A 15,035-nucleotide genomic window follows, 5' to 3' on the forward strand; every position below is an offset into this window, starting at 1 on the left:
CCGCGGCGCCTATTGCGGACGCGGCGCGGGGCAGCTTTCCGCGTTGCACTCGCCGCGGGCGGGATCATCTGATGCGGCCGCATGTTCCGCAGGAGCATCATTCTCCGCCAGCAGCCTGCCGATGGCCGCGCCCAGGGCCAGGTCGTCGATGCTGCCAAAGTGCTGCAAGCGCACGCGTCCCTGGCGGTCCAACAGGACCAGGCTGGGCGTGCCGCGCAAGCCGTAGGCTTGCATGGTCATTGGGATGGCGCCCGTCGCCGCTGGCCGGTCGATGCCGATGGGAAAGCTCCAGCGGTACTCGTGATTGAAGGCCCGCAACGCGGCCGGACCCATGACGTCGTGGTGTTCGAACACGGTATGCAGGCCGATGACCGCGACATCCTGGCCGCGGAACATCCGGTGCACGCGTTCGGCTTGCGGCAGTCCATGCGACAGGCACCCGGGGCATAGCATCTGGAACGCATGCAGCAGCACGACCTTGCCGCGCAGGGCGGCGAGGTCGATGGGACCATCCGCATTCAGCCATTCGTCCGCTTGCAAGGGCGGGGGCAGTGCGTCGGTGTGGGTGTCGGATCGTGGCATCAGAAGACTCCAGTGAGGCGGCCGGCGTAGCAATCACGCGCCGCCGGCCGCGGTTGCCCTGCTACGCGGCGCGGCGCAGTTTCACGGCCGGGAAATCCACCGGCACGGCAAACGCCACGTTGACGTAGTTGGTGAACAGGTTGAGCGCGACGTGCGCCAGAATCTCGACGATCTCCTGGTCGCTGTAGCCTGCCGCGCGCACGGCCTGCACGTCGCCGTCGCTTACTTGCCCGCGCGCTTCCACCAGCTTGAGCGCAAAGCGCAGCGCCGCGGCGGTCTTGGGATCGGCGGCGTCGCCGCCTTGCGCGGCCGCCATTTCTTCGGCGCTGGCGCCGGCCTTGCGGCCCAGGGCCGTATGGGCCGCAAGGCAGTATTCGCAAGCGTTGCGGTCGGCTACCGCCACCGCGATCTGTTCGCCCAGCTTGGCGGGAATGACGCCGCCGCCCAGCGCGCCGAAGGCGCCCCACATGCTCTGCAGCGCCGCCGGCGAATTGGCCACGGCCTTGAACATGTTCGGCGTTGCGCCAAAGGCGCCGTGGATCTGCGTGAGCAGGGCCTTGCGGTCCGCGCTGGCGCTGCTGGCATCGATAAGAGGGACTCGGGACATGTCGGTAACTCCTGGAAATGAAAAAAAGGCCGCCGGTTTCGGACGGGCTGGAGAAATCGTACGTAGAATGCCTGGACGCAAGGTGTTTTTTAATCCTGAAAAATTGTCATTTCGTCCAAGATATGAGCGATCCTCTTCCTCTCCAGGTTGACCGGCTGTCGGCGCTGCTGGACCGTTTCCGGGTGCGTGCCACGCTGTTCCACACCGGTGCGCTATGCGGCACCCAGGCCTTCGAAGCCGTGCCGGGGCGCGGCTTTCTGCACGTGCTGCGCCGGGGCGAGATGGAGGTACGGCATCGGCCGGGCGAGACCGCCACGCCACGCCTGCGCCTGGCCGAGCCGACCCTGCTGTTCTACCCGCGCGCCGTGCATCACGAGTTCGTGAACCCGCCGCGGGACGGTTCCGATTTCACCTGCGCGGCGTTGGATTTCGACGGCGGCGAACGCAATCCCATCGTCCAGTCCTTGCCGTCCGTGGTGCGGATCCCGCTGGATGCGGTCGAAGGCTTGCGGCCCGCGCTGGACCTGCTGTTCGCCGAGGCGGATCACGTGCGCTGCGGCTCGCGCCTGTTGGCCGACCGCCTGTTCGAGGTGGTCCTGATCCAGCTGCTCCGGTGGATACTCGACCATCCGGAGGAAGTGGGCGTGACCAGCGGCCTGGTGATGGGCCTGTCGGATCCCCGTCTGGCCAGGGCGCTGGTGGCGTTGCACCGCTCGCCGTATGAAGACTGGTCCCTGGCCAGGATGGCGGCGATGGCGGGCATGTCGCGCAGCGCCTTTGCGGCAGCCTTCAAGGACGCTACCGGCGCCACGCCTGCGGCCTACCTGACCGACTGGCGCCTGAGCCTAGCGGCGTCCATGATGCGGTCTGGCCGCGCGGTCAAGCTGGTGGCGGCGGAACTGGGATTTGCCAGCGCCTCGTCCCTGTCCAAGGCGTTCCGGCAGCGGATGGGGGTTTCACCGCGCGAGTGGCTGGCCGCCAACGCGTAGCATCAGCCCGCTTCGCGCCGGCGTGATAATATTGACCTATGACAAAACTTCAGACGGCATAAGCGTAATGGAAAACGCCTGCCGTTGTTCCTCCGCGAGGTTCAGGCATGAGCGAGCAAGACCCTGGGCAAGACAAGGACACCCAGACACAGCATGACCAGCATGGCCGCTGGCCGCAGGCGCAGTCGGTCGAGGACTTTCGCCGCAATCTGGCCACGGTCAACGGACGCATCGCCGATGCCGCGCGCCGCGCCGGGCGCGATCCGGCCACGGTGCGGCTGCTGCCCGTGAGCAAGACGGTGGAGGAAGCGCGCATCCGGCTGGCCTACGAGGCCGGCTGCCGCTATCTGGGCGAGAACAAGCTGCAGGAAGTGTCGAGGAAATGGGAAGCCATGGCCGACCTGACCGATCTGCGATGGTCTGTCATCGGCCACCTGCAGACCAACAAGGCCAAGCTCGTGGCCCGCTATGCGGCCGAGTTCCAGGCGCTCGACAGCCTGCGGGTCGCCGAAGCGCTGGACCGCCGGCTGCAAGCGGAAGGCCGCCAGCTGGACGTGTTCGTGCAGGTCAACACCTCGGGCGAAGCCAGCAAGTACGGGTTGCAGCCGGACGAGACCGCGGCCTTCCTGCGCGAACTGCCTGCATTCTCGGGGCTGCGGGTGCGCGGCCTGATGACCCTGGCGCTGTTCTCGGCCGAAGCCGCGCGCGTGCGCGAGTGCTTCGTGCTGTTGCGCACGCTGCGCGACCAATTGCGCCAGGACGCGCCGGCGGGCATCGGCCTGGATGATTTGTCCATGGGCATGTCGGGCGATTACGAGATCGCCATCGAGGAAGGGGCCACGGTGGTCCGCGTCGGTCAAGCCATCTTCGGCGCGCGCAACACGCCCGATTCCTACTACTGGCCGACCGACAACGGCGCGGAATCGCGCGCGTCCGGCTCCCAGGAGTAGCGCGCATGCCGGTGTACCGACTCATCATCAAGCGCGACGGCCGCCTGATCGGCCATTTCGAGTCCACTGCGGCGTCCGCGCTGGACGACAGCCGCGACATCGCGGCGCGCCTACCGGCCAAGGACGGCTATCAGCTCAGCTTGCAGGTTGCCGAAGGCGAACGGCGCCTGCTGGAAAGCACGCCGCAAGGCATACGGCTGCTGGCGTCGGAAAACCTGTTCGTCTCAACCCCCGAAGGCTTGCTGGGCGGGCTGGACCGCCATCCGAGCCCGCAATAGGAGTCCCTGGAATGAGCCTCAGCGCTTTGGCGATCCGCCATGTTTCCTTTGAAGACCTGGGCATATTGGCGCCGGTCCTGGCTGATCGCGGCTATAGCGTGCGATACCTGGAGGCCGGCGTCGACGCCATTGACGCCGCCACCCTGGCCAACGCTGACCTCGTCGTGATCCTGGGCGGCCCCATCGGCGTCTATGAAACCGGCCGCTATCCCTTCCTGGAGCAGGAGCTGCGCGCCATCGCGCAGCGTCTGCGCCAGGACAAACCGACCCTGGGCATCTGTCTGGGCGCGCAACTCATGGCGGCGGCGCTGGGCGCGGACGTGGTGTCCACCGGCCGCGCCGAGATCGGCTATGCGCCGTTGACGCTTACGCCGCAAGGGCAGGATTCCGTGCTGAGCGCGGTCGAGTCCGTGCCTGTGCTGCATTGGCATGGGGACCAGTTCGCCATCCCCGAAGGTGCGGCGCGCCTGGCCGAAACGCCGGGTTTTCCGAACCAGGCGTTCGCGCTGGGACCCAGGATACTGGGCCTGCAGTTCCACCTGGAGGCGGATTCCGCGCAGATCGAGCGTTGGCTGATCGGCCATGCCTGCGAACTGAGCCTGCGCCAGATCGATCCCGCGGTCATCCGCGAGGACGCGCGGCGTTATGGTCCGCAGCTTGAACACGTCGCGCGCCAGGCGATGGAGCAGTGGCTGGACCAGCTCTGAGTCCGTCCCATGCCCTGGCGCCTGCCGGCGGCCAGGGCGCTTCGCAACCGTAGCCTTGCATAGGCGCAAGGGCCGCACCGCGCCCCGTTCCAACCCGCCGCGGCCTGCGGCTCTCGGCGTTTCTTCCGCTCGCCATCTCTCCCGCTGAATCTAAGGGTTAAACCCAGTAGCCGCTTTGGCATGCGATCAATAGGATCCCGTTTTATGCAAATGGGATCCCATTTGTGGTTGTCACTTTTCTTTCTTCAGGACGGACAGCACATGAGCAGCATCGACACCATCACAGGCAAGAAGATCATCAACGAGGGCGGCCGCGGCGGTCCGCTGACCGAGGACCATCAGGGCATGCGCGCCCGCCACGAGGACGACCTCGAGTGGACCAACCTGCGCTACGAAGGCCAGTTCGCGAAGATGATGTTCCATCCGACGGCGGAGGATCCGACCATTCCGAACGCCGGCATCGTGCGCTACGAAAAGGGATCGGGACACCCGCTGCACAACCATTACTTCGCGCAGATCTGGTACATCCTGGACGGCAAGTTCCTCATCGAAGGCAAGCTCCACGGCAAGGGTTCGATGATCTTCCATCCGGATCCCCATTTCGAAAGCAAGCTGGAAACCATCGAGGCCGGCACGATCCTGTACGTGCAGTACGTCGGCCCGCACACCCGCCAGGGCGCGATCTACGAAGGCCGCTTCAACGTCAGCGAGCGCAAGAGCCTGGCGGAAGAAACCACCGCCGTGTAGTCGGGCGCAAAAAAAAAAATAAGGGAGACCGGGATGAACGCCATCTCACAACAGCCGTCCTCGCGCTCGAAGAAGCACTACGTGACCGCGGGACTGTCCAGCATGATCGGGACCACCATCGAGTGGTATGACTTCTTTCTTTACGGCATTGCGGCTGCGCTGATTTTCAACAAGATCTACTTTCCCGCGATCGATCCCATCAGCGGGACGCTGGCGGCCTTTGGCACCTATGCCGTCGGTTTCATTGCGCGCCCGCTGGGCGGCATCGTCTTCGGGCATTTCGGCGACCGCGTCGGCCGCAAGTCGATGCTGATGATCAGCCTGATGCTGATGGGCGTGCCCACCATCCTGATCGGACTTACGCCCAGCTATGAGACGATCGGCTACTGGGGAGCGGTGGCCCTGGTCTTCTTCCGTTTCCTGCAAGGCCTGGCGGTGGGCGGCGAGTGGGGCGGAGCCGTGCTGATGGCGGTGGAGCATGCGCCCGAAGGCAAGAAGGGCCTGTTCGGCAGCCTGCCGCAGGTCGGGGTCGCGCCCGGCCTGATTCTCTCGTCGCTGGCGATGGGCGCGGTCTCCAGGTTGCCGGAGGCGGACATGTTGAGCTGGGGCTGGCGGCTGCCATTCCTTGCAAGCGTGTTCCTGCTGCTGGTCGGTTGGTACATCCGGGCCAAGGTCAGCGAATCGCCGGAATTCAAGCAGGCGCAGGCCCAGCCGAAACAGGACGCGCTGCCCTTGAAGACGGTGCTCCGAGAGCACAAGGTTCCCGTGTTGACCGCGCTGGTGGCCTGCATCTCCGAAAAGACCTGGTTCTATACGCTGGCGACGTTCTCATTGACCTATGCCGTGGGTACGCTGGGACTGCCGCGTGAAACCATCTTGACGGGTGTCATTTGGGGAGCGGTCGGGGCCTTGTTCACCATCCCGCTGTTCGGGCTGCTGGGCGACAGGATCAGCAAGCGGGCGATATTCATCGCCGGCGCGCTGGGAATCTCGCTGTTCAGCGCGACGTTCTTCTCGCTGCTGGATGAGAAGACGGCCTATCACACGAACATCGCGATGCTGGTGGCGTTCGGCTTGGTATACGCCGCGATGTATGCGCAGGAATCCAGCCTCTTTTCCAGCATGTTCCCGCCGGACGTCCGCTATACCGGCATCTCGCTGGCCGTGCAGATAGGCGGGGCGATAGGCGGCGGCACCGCGCCGTTGGTGGCGACGTACCTGCTGTCCCTGGGCGGAGGATCGCCGCGGTTCATCGTGCTGTATCTGGCGGGACTGGGATTGGTCGCGGCGGCGTGCGGCGTGTTGATGCGTCCCTATGGGAAGCCGCAAGGCGCGAGCGGCGCAAAGCTGGCTAGCGCCGCGACTCCATCCATTCGATGACGAGTTCGGTCGTCCGGGATATGTGCGTGGCCATCGCTTCGCGAGCGGCGGGGCCATTGCGCAGGGTCAGCGCCGCGATGATGTCCTCGTGCTGCTTGATGTTCTCTTCCATCAGGCGGGGCGGCATCCTCGAGGCGAACCCCAGCACGTTGGAAACGATGCTGCCCTGCAACTCGGCGACCAGCTCGTGCAGACGTTCGTTGTGGCTGGCCTGGGTGATCAGGCTGTGGAATTTGGCGTTGAACTTCAGCCAGTCGGAACCGCTTTCGCTGCGCACGCGCGAACGCAGGGCATCGGCGTAGTGCTTTTGGTGCTGCGCCAGCAGTTCCAGGTCATGGTCGTCGATCCAGTCCACCGCCAGTTGCGCGGCCAGCCCTTCGAGTTCGGCGCGGATCTGGAAGGCTTCGCGGATGGCGCGGATGGATGGCACGGTGACCACGGCGCGGCCGGTACTGGTCAGCGTGATGGCGCGCCGCGCTTCGAGAAACCGCAAGGCTTCGCGGATGGGGGTGCGGCTGGTTTCGAACTCGGTCGCCAGCTCGTACTGGCTCAAGGCATCGCCGGGCAGGTATTGCCCGTTCCTGATCCGCCGCAGAATTTCTTCCGAAATCTCGATCGAGGATCTAGACGTGTTCCTGGTCTCGCTCATGCTCGAATCCGTGTCGCTTCCTGTGCGGGTCGGCAGGCGCTCCACGGCTTGCGGGTGGCCAGGCTGATCCGTGTCCCTGGCGTCTGCGTTGCGCCCTTCCGCCGGCATGGTAGCACGTGGCTTTCGGCCGAATCGAGGGCGCAGCTACCGTGGCGGCTTGCGGCCTGCGGGACGCTTTTGCAGCCAGTCCACCACGAACTCGCCGGACTCATGGATATGCGTGCGCATGGCTGCGCGCGACGCTGCGGTGTCGCGCGCTGTCAGCGCCTCGACGATGGTGGCATGATGTTCGACGTTCTTCTTCATGCGGGTCTCGTACATGCCCAGCACGGTCATGTTGAGGATGTTCTTGGTGTAGTCCGTGTGCAGGTCCTTGATGATGCGCTCCAGCGACGGATTGCCGGCGGCGCGGAAGATCAGGGCATGGAACTCCTGGTTCTTGACCACCCAATGCCGCATGGGCGCGGCGGCCTGGCGCGGCGCGGCCGCGCCGCCGGCGTTGACCTCGGCATACAGCGCGGCGACCGCCTCGGCGCATTCGGCGTGCGCGCCCTGCAGTCTTTGCAGATCGGCGTCGGATATCCAGCGCGCCGCCAGCTCGGCCGCCATGCCCTCCAGTTCGCCACGCAGCCAGTAATTCGCGCCTATGTCCTTGAGGGTCGGCGCCACCACCGTGGCGCCGTAACGCGGCTGCTGTACGATCAGGCCCTTGGTCTCCAGCTGCCGGAACGCTTCGCGCACCGGCGTGCGGCTGACGTCGTATTCTTCGGCCAGGGTCTCCTGCCGCAGCTTCTGCCCAGGCGCGTAGGCGCCATTGAAGATCTTCGCGGAGATCGACTCCACCAGATGCTGCACCAGTTCTTCCGCGGCGGGATATATGCGATCCATGGCCCGACTCCCCTGTTCTTGACGGCTGCGGCTATTCTCCGCGGGCTACTTCCCGGGCTCCGCGGAGAATACCAGGCGCCACTTCTGCTGTTCCTGGCGCATGCGCTCCAGAAAGACCTGCGATCCCGCAGGCATGGGCTGGCTGCCTTGCGCATGGAGCTGCGCCATGCCCTCGCTTTGCGCCACCGCCTGCATCGCCTGTTCCAGCTTGTCGAGGATGCTCTGCGGCGTGGCGGCGGGGGCTACCAGTCCGGATATCGAGCCTACATCGAAATCGCCGCCCAGGGCTTCGCGGGCCGCGGGCACGTCAGCCAGGTTCGACACCCGTTGTGCCGAGGTCACGCCCAGCGCGCGCATCCTTCCGGACTGGATGAACGGCCCGACCACCACGGTCTCGACCGCCGTCACGTCCACCACCCCCGAAAGCAGGGCGGTGGCGGCTTCCGCGCCGCTCTTGTAGGGCACGTGCATGAGCGTGGCGCCGGTCTGCTGCTGCATCAGGGCGAATACCTGGTGTATCGAGGTGCCTTGTCCGGCGCTGGCGAAGGAGACGGCATCCGGCCGGCTGCGGGCCCGCGCCACCAGCGCCGGCAGGTCCTGGATCGGCGAGCTTTGGGGCACGACCAGGGCCAGCGGTGTATTGGCGATCATGGAGACGTAGGCAAAATCCTTGAGCGCGTCGTAGTTCAGCTGCTTGTGGATGAGCGGATTGACCGCGACCATGCCGTTGGTGATCACCATCAACGTGTAGCCGTCGGGCTTGGCCCGGGCCACGATGTCGGCGGCGATGTTGCCGCCGGCGCCGGGCTTGTTCTCCACGACTACCGGCTTGCCGAGCTCGGCCTGCAGCTGTTTGGCCACGGTGCGGGCAGTGAGGTCGGTGATGCCGCCGGCGCCGAACGGCACGACCAGCGTGATGGGGCGCTCGGGCCAGTCGACTACTGCCTGGGCCTGGGCCTGAGCCTGAGCGGCAAGCGAAAACGTCAACGACGCGAGGCTGGCGCGCAGAAATCGTGCGTGCATGAGGGTTGTCTCCTTGGAATGTTCTATTTCTTGGTGGGCGGGCCGGTCTTGACAGTCCTGCCGTGGGCGGCTGCCAGTCCTGGCTGCCGCCCGGGGAACCGCGTATCAGTGCTCCAGATCCTGCGCGGTGATCGCGGGCGGCTCGCCCTTGATGTTCATGCGGCCTTCGTACACCGGCCGGCCGCCGGTCGTGGGACCCTGATACTGGACGAAGAACAAGGTGCCGCCCGTCTCGGTGCTGAGGGCCTCCTCGATGTGCGGGTCCGGATGGAACACCACGGTGCCGGGGCCGTACATCTTTCCGCCCATGTTGAATTCCCCTTCGATCACGTACCAGACCTGGGCGAAGTCATGCTTGTGCAGACGGAAGCCCGCGCCCGGTTCATAGCGCAGAAATCCCGCGTTGGGTTCGGTGGGGCGTTCTGCCCGCGTGTGGAAGAGGAACTTCGTCTTGTTCTTGAACCGGCCCATTTCCCATTCCATGTCCTCCGGCCTGCGGTACTCCGGCATGTGGTGGGTCTGCGCGTGGTCGAGAACGTCATTGCTGCTCATGGCTTGCTCCTTGGTGAGTGGCCGGGAAAGTCTATCGGCCTTGCGCGGGAATTACTGGATACAAGATTCGCCCGCGCGGCAGCGCGGGCGGGAGCTATCAGGCGCCCTGGAAATAGGTATTGGACCGGCCGGGGCGGCCTCCCTAGACTGCAAGCCGACATGGAGAACGAGCGATGCACTTGAAGGGAATCATCGGCTACCTGCTGACGCCTTGCGATGAACGCGGGCGGGTGGACCACGCGCTCTTGGAAGCGCACGTAGAGCGCCTGATCGGCGAGGGCGTGCATGCGCTGGCGCCGCTGGGCAGCGTCGGCTGCCTGCCTTACCTGGACGACGGCGAGCGCGAGGCCGTCATCGACACCGTCATCCAGGCGGCGCGCGGGCGGCTGCCCGTGCTCGCGGGCGTGTCCAGCCTGAGTACCGCCAGCACGGTGCGCCACGCGCGCTACGCCGAACGCGCGGGCGCCGCAGCCTTGCAGCTATTGCCCAGCACCTACTGGAAGCTGACCCAGGACGAAATCCACGCCTACTACCGCGAGGTCTGCGTATCGGTCTCCACACCGGTGATGGTCTACAACAATCCGTTCACCACGGGCATGGACCTGCCCGTGGAGTTCCTGGCCCGGCTGGCCGAGCTGCCCAACGTCACCATGATCAAGGAAAGCAGTCCGGATCCGACCAAGATCGCGCGGCTGCGCGCGGCCTGCCCGGACCGGACAGCGGTGTACATCGGCCTGAATTGCATGGCGCGGACCGGGTTCGCGGAGGGGGCGGCGGGCTGGTGCACGGCGTCGGCCAACGTCAGCGCGTCATTCGCCCTGAACCTGTATCGCTGCGCCATGGCCGGCGACGCGCGCGGCGCGGACGAATGGTTCGGCCGCCAGATCGATCTCTTGAACTTTCTCATGGACCACGGCCTGCCGCGGACGGTGGCCGCAGGCCTGCGCTTGCGCGGCCTGGACAGCGGTCATCTGCGCGCGCCGCTGGCGCCGCTGGCCCCGGACCTGGAACGACGGCTTCTTGAAATCCTCAAAAAAATGGAGATAACGCGATGAACAAGGGATTGCGCCGCTGCATGGCGGCTGTGTTGGGTGTAATGCTTCCGGCTGCGGCATGGGCGGGGCCATATCCCGACCAGCCCATACGCCTGATCGTGCCGTTCGGCGCGGGCGGCGTGACCGACGCCACGGCGCGGGTCTTCGCCGAGGGGCTGACGCGCGAACTGGGCCAGCCGGTGGTGGTGGAGAACCGCGGCGGCGCGGGCGGTTCCATCGCCGCGGGCGCGGTGGCGAAGTCGCCCGCCGACGGCTACACGCTGCTGGTGATCACCAACGGCATGGTCGCGGTCAATCCGCTGATCTACAAGAAGCTGCCCTACGATCCGAAACAGGACTTCACCTACGTCGCCATGCTGGCCAATACGCCCACGGTGCTGGCCGTGGGCGCGGACAGCCCGTATGCGTCGCTGCCGGAAATCATCAAGGCCGCGTCGATCCAGGCCGACAAGATCGCGTTCTCCACGGCGGGTGAAGGTTCCGACAACTATCAAGTCCTGGAGCTGCTGCAACAGGCGACCGGCGTGAGGATGCTGCATGTGCCTTACAAGAGCGGATCGGAGTCCATGACGGCGGTGATGAGCCGCAACACGGATCTGACGGCCGTTTCCGCCGTCACCGCGGTGGGATTCGTCGAGGCCAAGCAGATTCGGCCCTACGCGGTGACTTCGTCGCGACGCCTGGCCAACCTGCCTGACATTCCTACGGTCAAGGAGGTGCTGGGCAAGGACGTGGAAGGCGGGTCGCTGTCGGGCATTGCCGTTCCCAAAGGCACGCCGGCCGATGTGGTTGCGCGCCTGAACACGGCCATCGCCGCGGTGGCAAAAAGCCCGTCTGTGCAGGACAAGATCTACGCGCGCGGCAGCGAACCCGTGGATGGATCGCAGGCGGCGTTCGAGCAGCGGGTCGTGGCCGAACAGAAAAAGTGGGCGGGCATTCTTTCGCGACCGGCGCAGTAAGCCACGGGGGCCTCAGGCAGATTGCGTACCCAGCACCTCGTGGGCCAAGTCGATGAACCAGCGGACCGCCGGATTCATGGACTCGGCGGGCGCCGCCAGCGCCATGGCGTAGGTCAAGGGCGCGCCGGCCACGTCCATGAGGTCCACATAAGCCACGTTGTCGATGGCGATCCGGCGCAGCGCCGCCGGGACGATGGCGACGCCCAGGCCCGCGGCGATGAGCGGCAGGCTGATGAGGGCGTGGGACGATTCTTGCAGAACTCGGGGATGGAGTCCCGCACGCTGGCAGGCCGCGACGATCTCTCCTGCGAATCCCGGGCTGTCGGAGTGCGCCAGGGTCACCAGCGTTTCGTCCGCCAGGTCCGAGAGCCTGGCGCTATTCAGGCCCGCCATCCGATGGCCGGCAGGCACGGCCAGCGTCAGCCTCTCCCGCCGCAAGGCCGTGATTGCGATGCCCGGCACCCCGGACGCGGGCGGCACCAGGAATGCCGCGTCCAGCTCGCCGCGCTGCAGTCCCGCCAGGATGCCGACGGTGCTGCCGCTGGTCAGTCGCAGGCGTATGTGCGGAAAGCGCTGTGCGAATTCGGGCAGGATGCGCGGCAGCAGGTTCAACGCGGCGCTGGGCACCGCGCATACCCGCAGCGTACCCATGCGTCCTTCGGCCGCATCGCGTGCGGCCTGCAGTGCGGCGTCGGCGCCTTCCAGCAGGCGCTTCGCTTCGCGCAGAAAGGCGCCGCCAGCGACGGTGAGGCGCACGCCCAGGCGGTCCCGCTCGAAGAGGTCCGCGCCGATCTCGGTTTCGAGCCGCTTGATGGCGACGCTGAGCGGAGGCTGGGTCATGTGCAGCCGGGCGGCCGCCTTGCGATAGTTCAATTCCGTGGCCAGAACCACGAACTGCCTGAGCTGCCTGAAATCCATGCCAGTCTTCCCGTGTCTTTTTTAGGGCTGCCGCGCCGGCTTCAGCCTCGCGTGCGCTGGAAGTCCGTCATGAAATCGGCCAGCGCGGCCGCCGCCGGCAGGTCGACCGCGTTGTAGAGACTGGCTCGGACGCCGCCGGTGTGGGAGTGTCCCTTCAACCCCATCAGCCCGGCGCTCTCGGCCTGGCGCAGAAACAGGGGCTCCAGGGCGGAATCGGCCAGGAAAAACGGCACGTTGTTGATGGACCGGAATTCCGGCCGGACCTTGTTGAGGTAGAAGCCGCCGCTGGCGTCGATGGCGCGGTACAGCAGCCCGGCCTTGGCCTGGTTGGCCTGATGGATGCGTTCCATGCCGCCGGTCCGGCGGATCCAACGCAGCGTCAGCCCGGTCAGATACCAGGAGAAGGTGGCGGGCGTGTTGAGCATCGAGTCCGCCCGCGCGGCGTGCGCATAGTTCAACACATCGGGCGTAATGGGCAGCGCGCCGTCCAGCAAGGCTTCGTCCACCACCACGACCGTGACGCCCGCCGGCCCCATGTTTTTCTGTGCGGCGGCGTAGATGAGACCATGCCGGGACACGTCAATCGGCTTGGACAGCAGGCTGGAGCAGGCATCGCACACCAGCGGGACGGATGCGTCCGGCGCGGCCTGGAACTGCACGCCATGCACCGTCTCGTTCTCCGTGTAGTGCAGATAGGCCGCGTCGGCGTCAAGCCGCCATTCGCCGGGCGCGGGGATGCGGTCGAAGTCCGATGCCTCGCTGCTGGCCGCGACGCGAACCTTGCAGTAGCGCCGCGCCGCCTCGATGGCCTTGCCGGACCAGAGTCCAGTGTGCAGATAGTCCGCCGACGCCTTGCCGCGCAGCAGGTTCATCGGCACCTGCGAGAACTGCAGCGAAGCGCCGCCTTGCAGGAACAGCACCTTGTAGCGGTCGGGGATCTGCAGGATGGCCCGCAGGTCCAATTCCGCCTGGCGCGCGATATCGATGAACACGCGCGAGCGGTGGCTGATTTCCATCACCGACATGCCGGTGCCCGCGAAATCGAAGAACTCTTCGTGCGCTTCCTGCAGCACTTCCAGCGGCAGCGCCGCCGGACCTGCGCTGAAGTTGTATGACCTTGCCATGTTTCCCGATCCTGCCGCGCCTGGCGCGGGCTCCTGCATGGTTGCGCCCGCGGTTGCCGTGGCGAAGGGGTGAGTCTACGGATAGAATGGCCGGCCCGGACAGGCCAGTTTTCTTCTTGTGAGCAGACCGCATGCCTAAGACCTTCGAGCTGGATACGCTGAAGATGCGCATGAACGATGCAGAGCTCCAGCGCCTGGAGCTGCATCAGAGGATTCAGCGGGCGCTGCGCGCCCTGATCCTGGACGGCGCGCTGGAGCCGGGCCTCAGGCTGCCCGCGACCCGCGGATTGGCCAAATCGCTGGGTGTCGCGCGCGATACTGTGGAGAACGCCTATGTGCAGTTGCATCGCGACGGCTACATCGTGCGGCGCGAGGGCTCGGGCAGCTACGTGTCGCAGACCGTGAGCACCGAACTGCGCGGCGCCGCGCGCAGGCGTGCGAAGTTGGATGGCAAGCTGGGCGCGCTACCGGCAGGGGCGGGGCTGAGCCGGCGCGGGCGCATGATCCTGGACAGCGGCGGTGTGGCGGACCAGCAGGTCATCAAGGCGTTCGCCACGGGCCTGCCGGAAACCCGCACCTTTCCCACCGACGTCTGGGAACGGCTGCAGCGCCAGGTCCTGAAGGACTACCGCAGCCATGTGCTACTGCATGGCGACCCGCAGGGCGCCGAGCCCTTGCGCCGCGCCATCGCCGCCTACCTGAACCTGGAGCGCGGGGCCAAGGTCTTGCCCGAGCAGGTGCTGGTGTTGAGCAGCACCCGCCAGGCCCTGTTCCTGTGCGCGCAATTGCTGGCGGACGCCGGCAAGCCCATCCTGATGGAAAACCCCGGCTACTTTGGCGCCCGCAAGGCCTTCGAATCCGCGGAAACGCGCATCGTGCCCATTGACGTCGACGCGCAGGGCATACGCATGGACCTGCTGCGCGCGGACCGCAGCGGCGCCAACTGCGTGTACGTGACGCCGTCGCACCAATACCCCACCGGCGTGACGTTGTCGCTTGAGCGCAGGCTGGATCTGATCGGCTGGGCGGCGGAACACGGCAAGTGGATCATCGAGGACGACTACGACAGCGAATTCCACTACGACGGCCTGCCTACAGCCTGCGTGCAGGGGCTGGACATGCACCAGCGCACCCTCTACCTGGGCACGTTCAGCAAGACGCTGTATCCGGGCCTCAGGATGGGATACATGGCGCTGCCGCCCGGCCTGGTCGATGCCTTTGCCCGAGCGCGCAGCATCATGGACGGGCATACGCCGCAGATCCTGCAGCTGACGCTGGCGCGCTTCATGGACGACGGCCATTACAACTCGCACGTGCGAGCCATGCGAAAACTGTACGCGGGACGACGGCAGGTGTTGCTGGAGTCGCTGGGCAAGCAGCTCGGCGGCGTCGTGCAGGCCTACAGGCCTCCCGGAGGGTTGCAGATCCCATGCCTGCTCGAGCGCGGATGGTCCGAGGAACAGACCATCCGCCAGGCCGAGGCCGCAGGCCTGCGGCTGCCCGGACTGAGCCGGCTCTATGCGGGCGATCACAAGCAGCAGGGCTGGCTGCTGGGCTATGCCTCGCTGACGGCCTACGAGATCGAAGCCGCGGTGCTGCGGCTGTCGAATGCGTTGAAGCGCTAGGG

17 protein-coding genes are annotated in these 15,035 nt (G+C 66.2%); 9 read left to right on the forward strand and 8 right to left on the reverse strand.

Translation table 11 applies throughout. From position 1 onward, the window contains the following. Nucleotides 1-9 precede the first annotated feature (9 nt). Nucleotides 10-582 (reverse strand): redoxin domain-containing protein, encoded by a 573-nt coding sequence (locus tag N5C88_RS14935; protein WP_280015627.1) that lies wholly within the window; start codon nucleotides 580-582, stop codon nucleotides 10-12. A gap of 61 nt (nucleotides 583-643) precedes the next feature. Then, on the reverse strand, nucleotides 644-1,189 hold the full coding sequence (locus N5C88_RS14940) for a carboxymuconolactone decarboxylase family protein (protein WP_059373858.1): 546 nt from the start codon (nucleotides 1,187-1,189) through the stop codon (nucleotides 644-646). Nucleotides 1,190-1,311: 122 nt separating this feature from the next. Between N5C88_RS14940 and N5C88_RS14945 the strand changes: the two genes are divergently transcribed. The 6 genes from N5C88_RS14945 (at nucleotide 1,312) to N5C88_RS14970 (ending at nucleotide 6,240) form a co-directional block, all read left to right on the forward strand. Next, nucleotides 1,312-2,178 carry an AraC family transcriptional regulator gene (locus N5C88_RS14945; protein WP_059373857.1) on the forward strand — a complete coding sequence of 289 codons (867 nt, stop codon included), beginning with the start codon at nucleotides 1,312-1,314 and terminating at the stop codon, nucleotides 2,176-2,178. Between the two features lie 107 nt (nucleotides 2,179-2,285). Then, nucleotides 2,286-3,128 (forward strand): YggS family pyridoxal phosphate-dependent enzyme, encoded by an 843-nt coding sequence (locus N5C88_RS14950; protein WP_280015628.1) that lies wholly within the window; start codon nucleotides 2,286-2,288, stop codon nucleotides 3,126-3,128. 5 nt (nucleotides 3,129-3,133) lie between these two features. Continuing rightward, nucleotides 3,134-3,406 (forward strand): hypothetical protein, encoded by a 273-nt coding sequence (locus N5C88_RS14955; protein ID WP_054452121.1) that lies wholly within the window; start codon nucleotides 3,134-3,136, stop codon nucleotides 3,404-3,406. Nucleotides 3,407-3,417: 11 nt separating this feature from the next. After that, nucleotides 3,418-4,113 carry a glutamine amidotransferase gene (locus N5C88_RS14960; protein ID WP_280015629.1) on the forward strand — a complete coding sequence of 232 codons (696 nt, stop codon included), beginning with the start codon at nucleotides 3,418-3,420 and terminating at the stop codon, nucleotides 4,111-4,113. Nucleotides 4,114-4,374: 261 nt separating this feature from the next. Further along, entirely contained in the window at nucleotides 4,375-4,860 is a 486-nt protein-coding gene (locus tag N5C88_RS14965) for a cupin domain-containing protein (RefSeq protein WP_280015630.1), read from the forward strand. 33 nt (nucleotides 4,861-4,893) lie between these two features. Beyond that, nucleotides 4,894-6,240: an MFS transporter gene (locus tag N5C88_RS14970; RefSeq protein WP_280015631.1), complete on the forward strand. Its 1,347-nt coding sequence runs from the start codon at nucleotides 4,894-4,896 to the stop codon at nucleotides 6,238-6,240. Here N5C88_RS14970 and N5C88_RS14975 read toward each other — a convergent pair. The 4 genes from N5C88_RS14975 to N5C88_RS14990 all read right to left on the reverse strand — a co-directional run bounded on the left by N5C88_RS14975 (nucleotide 6,212) and on the right by N5C88_RS14990 (nucleotide 9,352). Further along, nucleotides 6,212-6,889, reverse strand: coding sequence for a GntR family transcriptional regulator (locus tag N5C88_RS14975; RefSeq protein ID WP_280015632.1), 678 nt, complete (start codon nucleotides 6,887-6,889; stop codon nucleotides 6,212-6,214). The genes N5C88_RS14970 and N5C88_RS14975 overlap by 29 nt on opposite strands. Nucleotides 6,890-7,033: 144 nt before the next feature. Continuing rightward, nucleotides 7,034-7,777, reverse strand: coding sequence for a GntR family transcriptional regulator (locus N5C88_RS14980; protein ID WP_251878986.1), 744 nt, complete (start codon nucleotides 7,775-7,777; stop codon nucleotides 7,034-7,036). Nucleotides 7,778-7,822: 45 nt separating this feature from the next. After that, nucleotides 7,823-8,800, reverse strand: a complete 978-nt coding sequence (locus tag N5C88_RS14985) for a tripartite tricarboxylate transporter substrate binding protein (RefSeq protein WP_280015633.1) — start codon at nucleotides 8,798-8,800, stop codon at nucleotides 7,823-7,825. 105 nt (nucleotides 8,801-8,905) lie between these two features. Next, nucleotides 8,906-9,352 carry a cupin domain-containing protein gene (locus N5C88_RS14990; RefSeq protein ID WP_059373850.1) on the reverse strand — a complete coding sequence of 149 codons (447 nt, stop codon included), beginning with the start codon at nucleotides 9,350-9,352 and terminating at the stop codon, nucleotides 8,906-8,908. Between the two features lie 173 nt (nucleotides 9,353-9,525). Between N5C88_RS14990 and N5C88_RS14995 the strand changes: the two genes are divergently transcribed. Together N5C88_RS14995 and N5C88_RS15000 are read left to right on the forward strand one after the other, a co-directional pair. Beyond that, a complete protein-coding gene (locus tag N5C88_RS14995) occupies nucleotides 9,526-10,407 on the forward strand; it encodes a dihydrodipicolinate synthase family protein (protein ID WP_059373849.1) in 882 nt (293 codons plus the stop codon). After that, nucleotides 10,404-11,366, forward strand: a complete 963-nt coding sequence (locus N5C88_RS15000; protein WP_280015634.1) for a tripartite tricarboxylate transporter substrate binding protein — start codon at nucleotides 10,404-10,406, stop codon at nucleotides 11,364-11,366. The genes N5C88_RS14995 and N5C88_RS15000 overlap by 4 nt, the downstream gene beginning before the upstream one ends. Nucleotides 11,367-11,378: 12 nt before the next feature. Here the strand turns inward: N5C88_RS15000 and N5C88_RS15005 are convergent, their stop codons facing one another. Together N5C88_RS15005 and serC are read right to left on the reverse strand one after the other, a co-directional pair. After that, nucleotides 11,379-12,284 (reverse strand): LysR family transcriptional regulator, encoded by a 906-nt coding sequence (locus tag N5C88_RS15005; protein ID WP_280015635.1) that lies wholly within the window; start codon nucleotides 12,282-12,284, stop codon nucleotides 11,379-11,381. A 41-nt stretch (nucleotides 12,285-12,325) separates the two neighbouring features. Then, a complete protein-coding gene (gene serC, locus N5C88_RS15010) occupies nucleotides 12,326-13,408 on the reverse strand; it encodes a 3-phosphoserine/phosphohydroxythreonine transaminase (RefSeq protein ID WP_280015636.1) in 1,083 nt (360 codons plus the stop codon). 131 nt (nucleotides 13,409-13,539) lie between these two features. Between serC and N5C88_RS15015 the strand changes: the two genes are divergently transcribed. Next, nucleotides 13,540-15,033 carry a PLP-dependent aminotransferase family protein gene (locus N5C88_RS15015; protein WP_251878993.1) on the forward strand — a complete coding sequence of 498 codons (1,494 nt, stop codon included), beginning with the start codon at nucleotides 13,540-13,542 and terminating at the stop codon, nucleotides 15,031-15,033. Nucleotides 15,034-15,035: the final 2 nt, after the last annotated feature.

This window comes from Achromobacter sp. GD03932 (assembly GCF_029839485.1).
GTDB lineage: Bacteria > Pseudomonadota > Gammaproteobacteria > Burkholderiales > Burkholderiaceae_B > Achromobacter > Achromobacter bronchisepticus_A.

Excerpts from the sequence above, each read along its gene's own strand:
- N5C88_RS14935 (WP_280015627.1), bottom strand. The coding sequence starts at position 582 with ATGCCACGATCCGACACCCACACCGACGCACTGCCCCCGCCCTTGCAA.
- N5C88_RS14940 (WP_059373858.1), bottom strand. The coding sequence starts at position 1,189 with ATGTCCCGAGTCCCTCTTATCGATGCCAGCAGCGCCAGCGCGGACCGC.
- N5C88_RS14945 (WP_059373857.1), top strand. The coding sequence starts at position 1,312 with ATGAGCGATCCTCTTCCTCTCCAGGTTGACCGGCTGTCGGCGCTGCTG.
- N5C88_RS14950 (WP_280015628.1), top strand. The coding sequence starts at position 2,286 with ATGAGCGAGCAAGACCCTGGGCAAGACAAGGACACCCAGACACAGCAT.
- N5C88_RS14955 (WP_054452121.1), top strand. The coding sequence starts at position 3,134 with ATGCCGGTGTACCGACTCATCATCAAGCGCGACGGCCGCCTGATCGGC.
- N5C88_RS14960 (WP_280015629.1), top strand. The coding sequence starts at position 3,418 with ATGAGCCTCAGCGCTTTGGCGATCCGCCATGTTTCCTTTGAAGACCTG.
- N5C88_RS14965 (WP_280015630.1), top strand. The coding sequence starts at position 4,375 with ATGAGCAGCATCGACACCATCACAGGCAAGAAGATCATCAACGAGGGC.
- N5C88_RS14970 (WP_280015631.1), top strand. The coding sequence starts at position 4,894 with ATGAACGCCATCTCACAACAGCCGTCCTCGCGCTCGAAGAAGCACTAC.
- N5C88_RS14975 (WP_280015632.1), bottom strand. The coding sequence starts at position 6,889 with ATGAGCGAGACCAGGAACACGTCTAGATCCTCGATCGAGATTTCGGAA.
- N5C88_RS14980 (WP_251878986.1), bottom strand. The coding sequence starts at position 7,777 with ATGGATCGCATATATCCCGCCGCGGAAGAACTGGTGCAGCATCTGGTG.
- N5C88_RS14985 (WP_280015633.1), bottom strand. The coding sequence starts at position 8,800 with ATGCACGCACGATTTCTGCGCGCCAGCCTCGCGTCGTTGACGTTTTCG.
- N5C88_RS14990 (WP_059373850.1), bottom strand. The coding sequence starts at position 9,352 with ATGAGCAGCAATGACGTTCTCGACCACGCGCAGACCCACCACATGCCG.
- N5C88_RS14995 (WP_059373849.1), top strand. The coding sequence starts at position 9,526 with ATGCACTTGAAGGGAATCATCGGCTACCTGCTGACGCCTTGCGATGAA.
- N5C88_RS15000 (WP_280015634.1), top strand. The coding sequence starts at position 10,404 with ATGAACAAGGGATTGCGCCGCTGCATGGCGGCTGTGTTGGGTGTAATG.
- N5C88_RS15005 (WP_280015635.1), bottom strand. The coding sequence starts at position 12,284 with ATGGATTTCAGGCAGCTCAGGCAGTTCGTGGTTCTGGCCACGGAATTG.
- serC (WP_280015636.1), bottom strand. The coding sequence starts at position 13,408 with ATGGCAAGGTCATACAACTTCAGCGCAGGTCCGGCGGCGCTGCCGCTG.
- N5C88_RS15015 (WP_251878993.1), top strand. The coding sequence starts at position 13,540 with ATGCCTAAGACCTTCGAGCTGGATACGCTGAAGATGCGCATGAACGAT.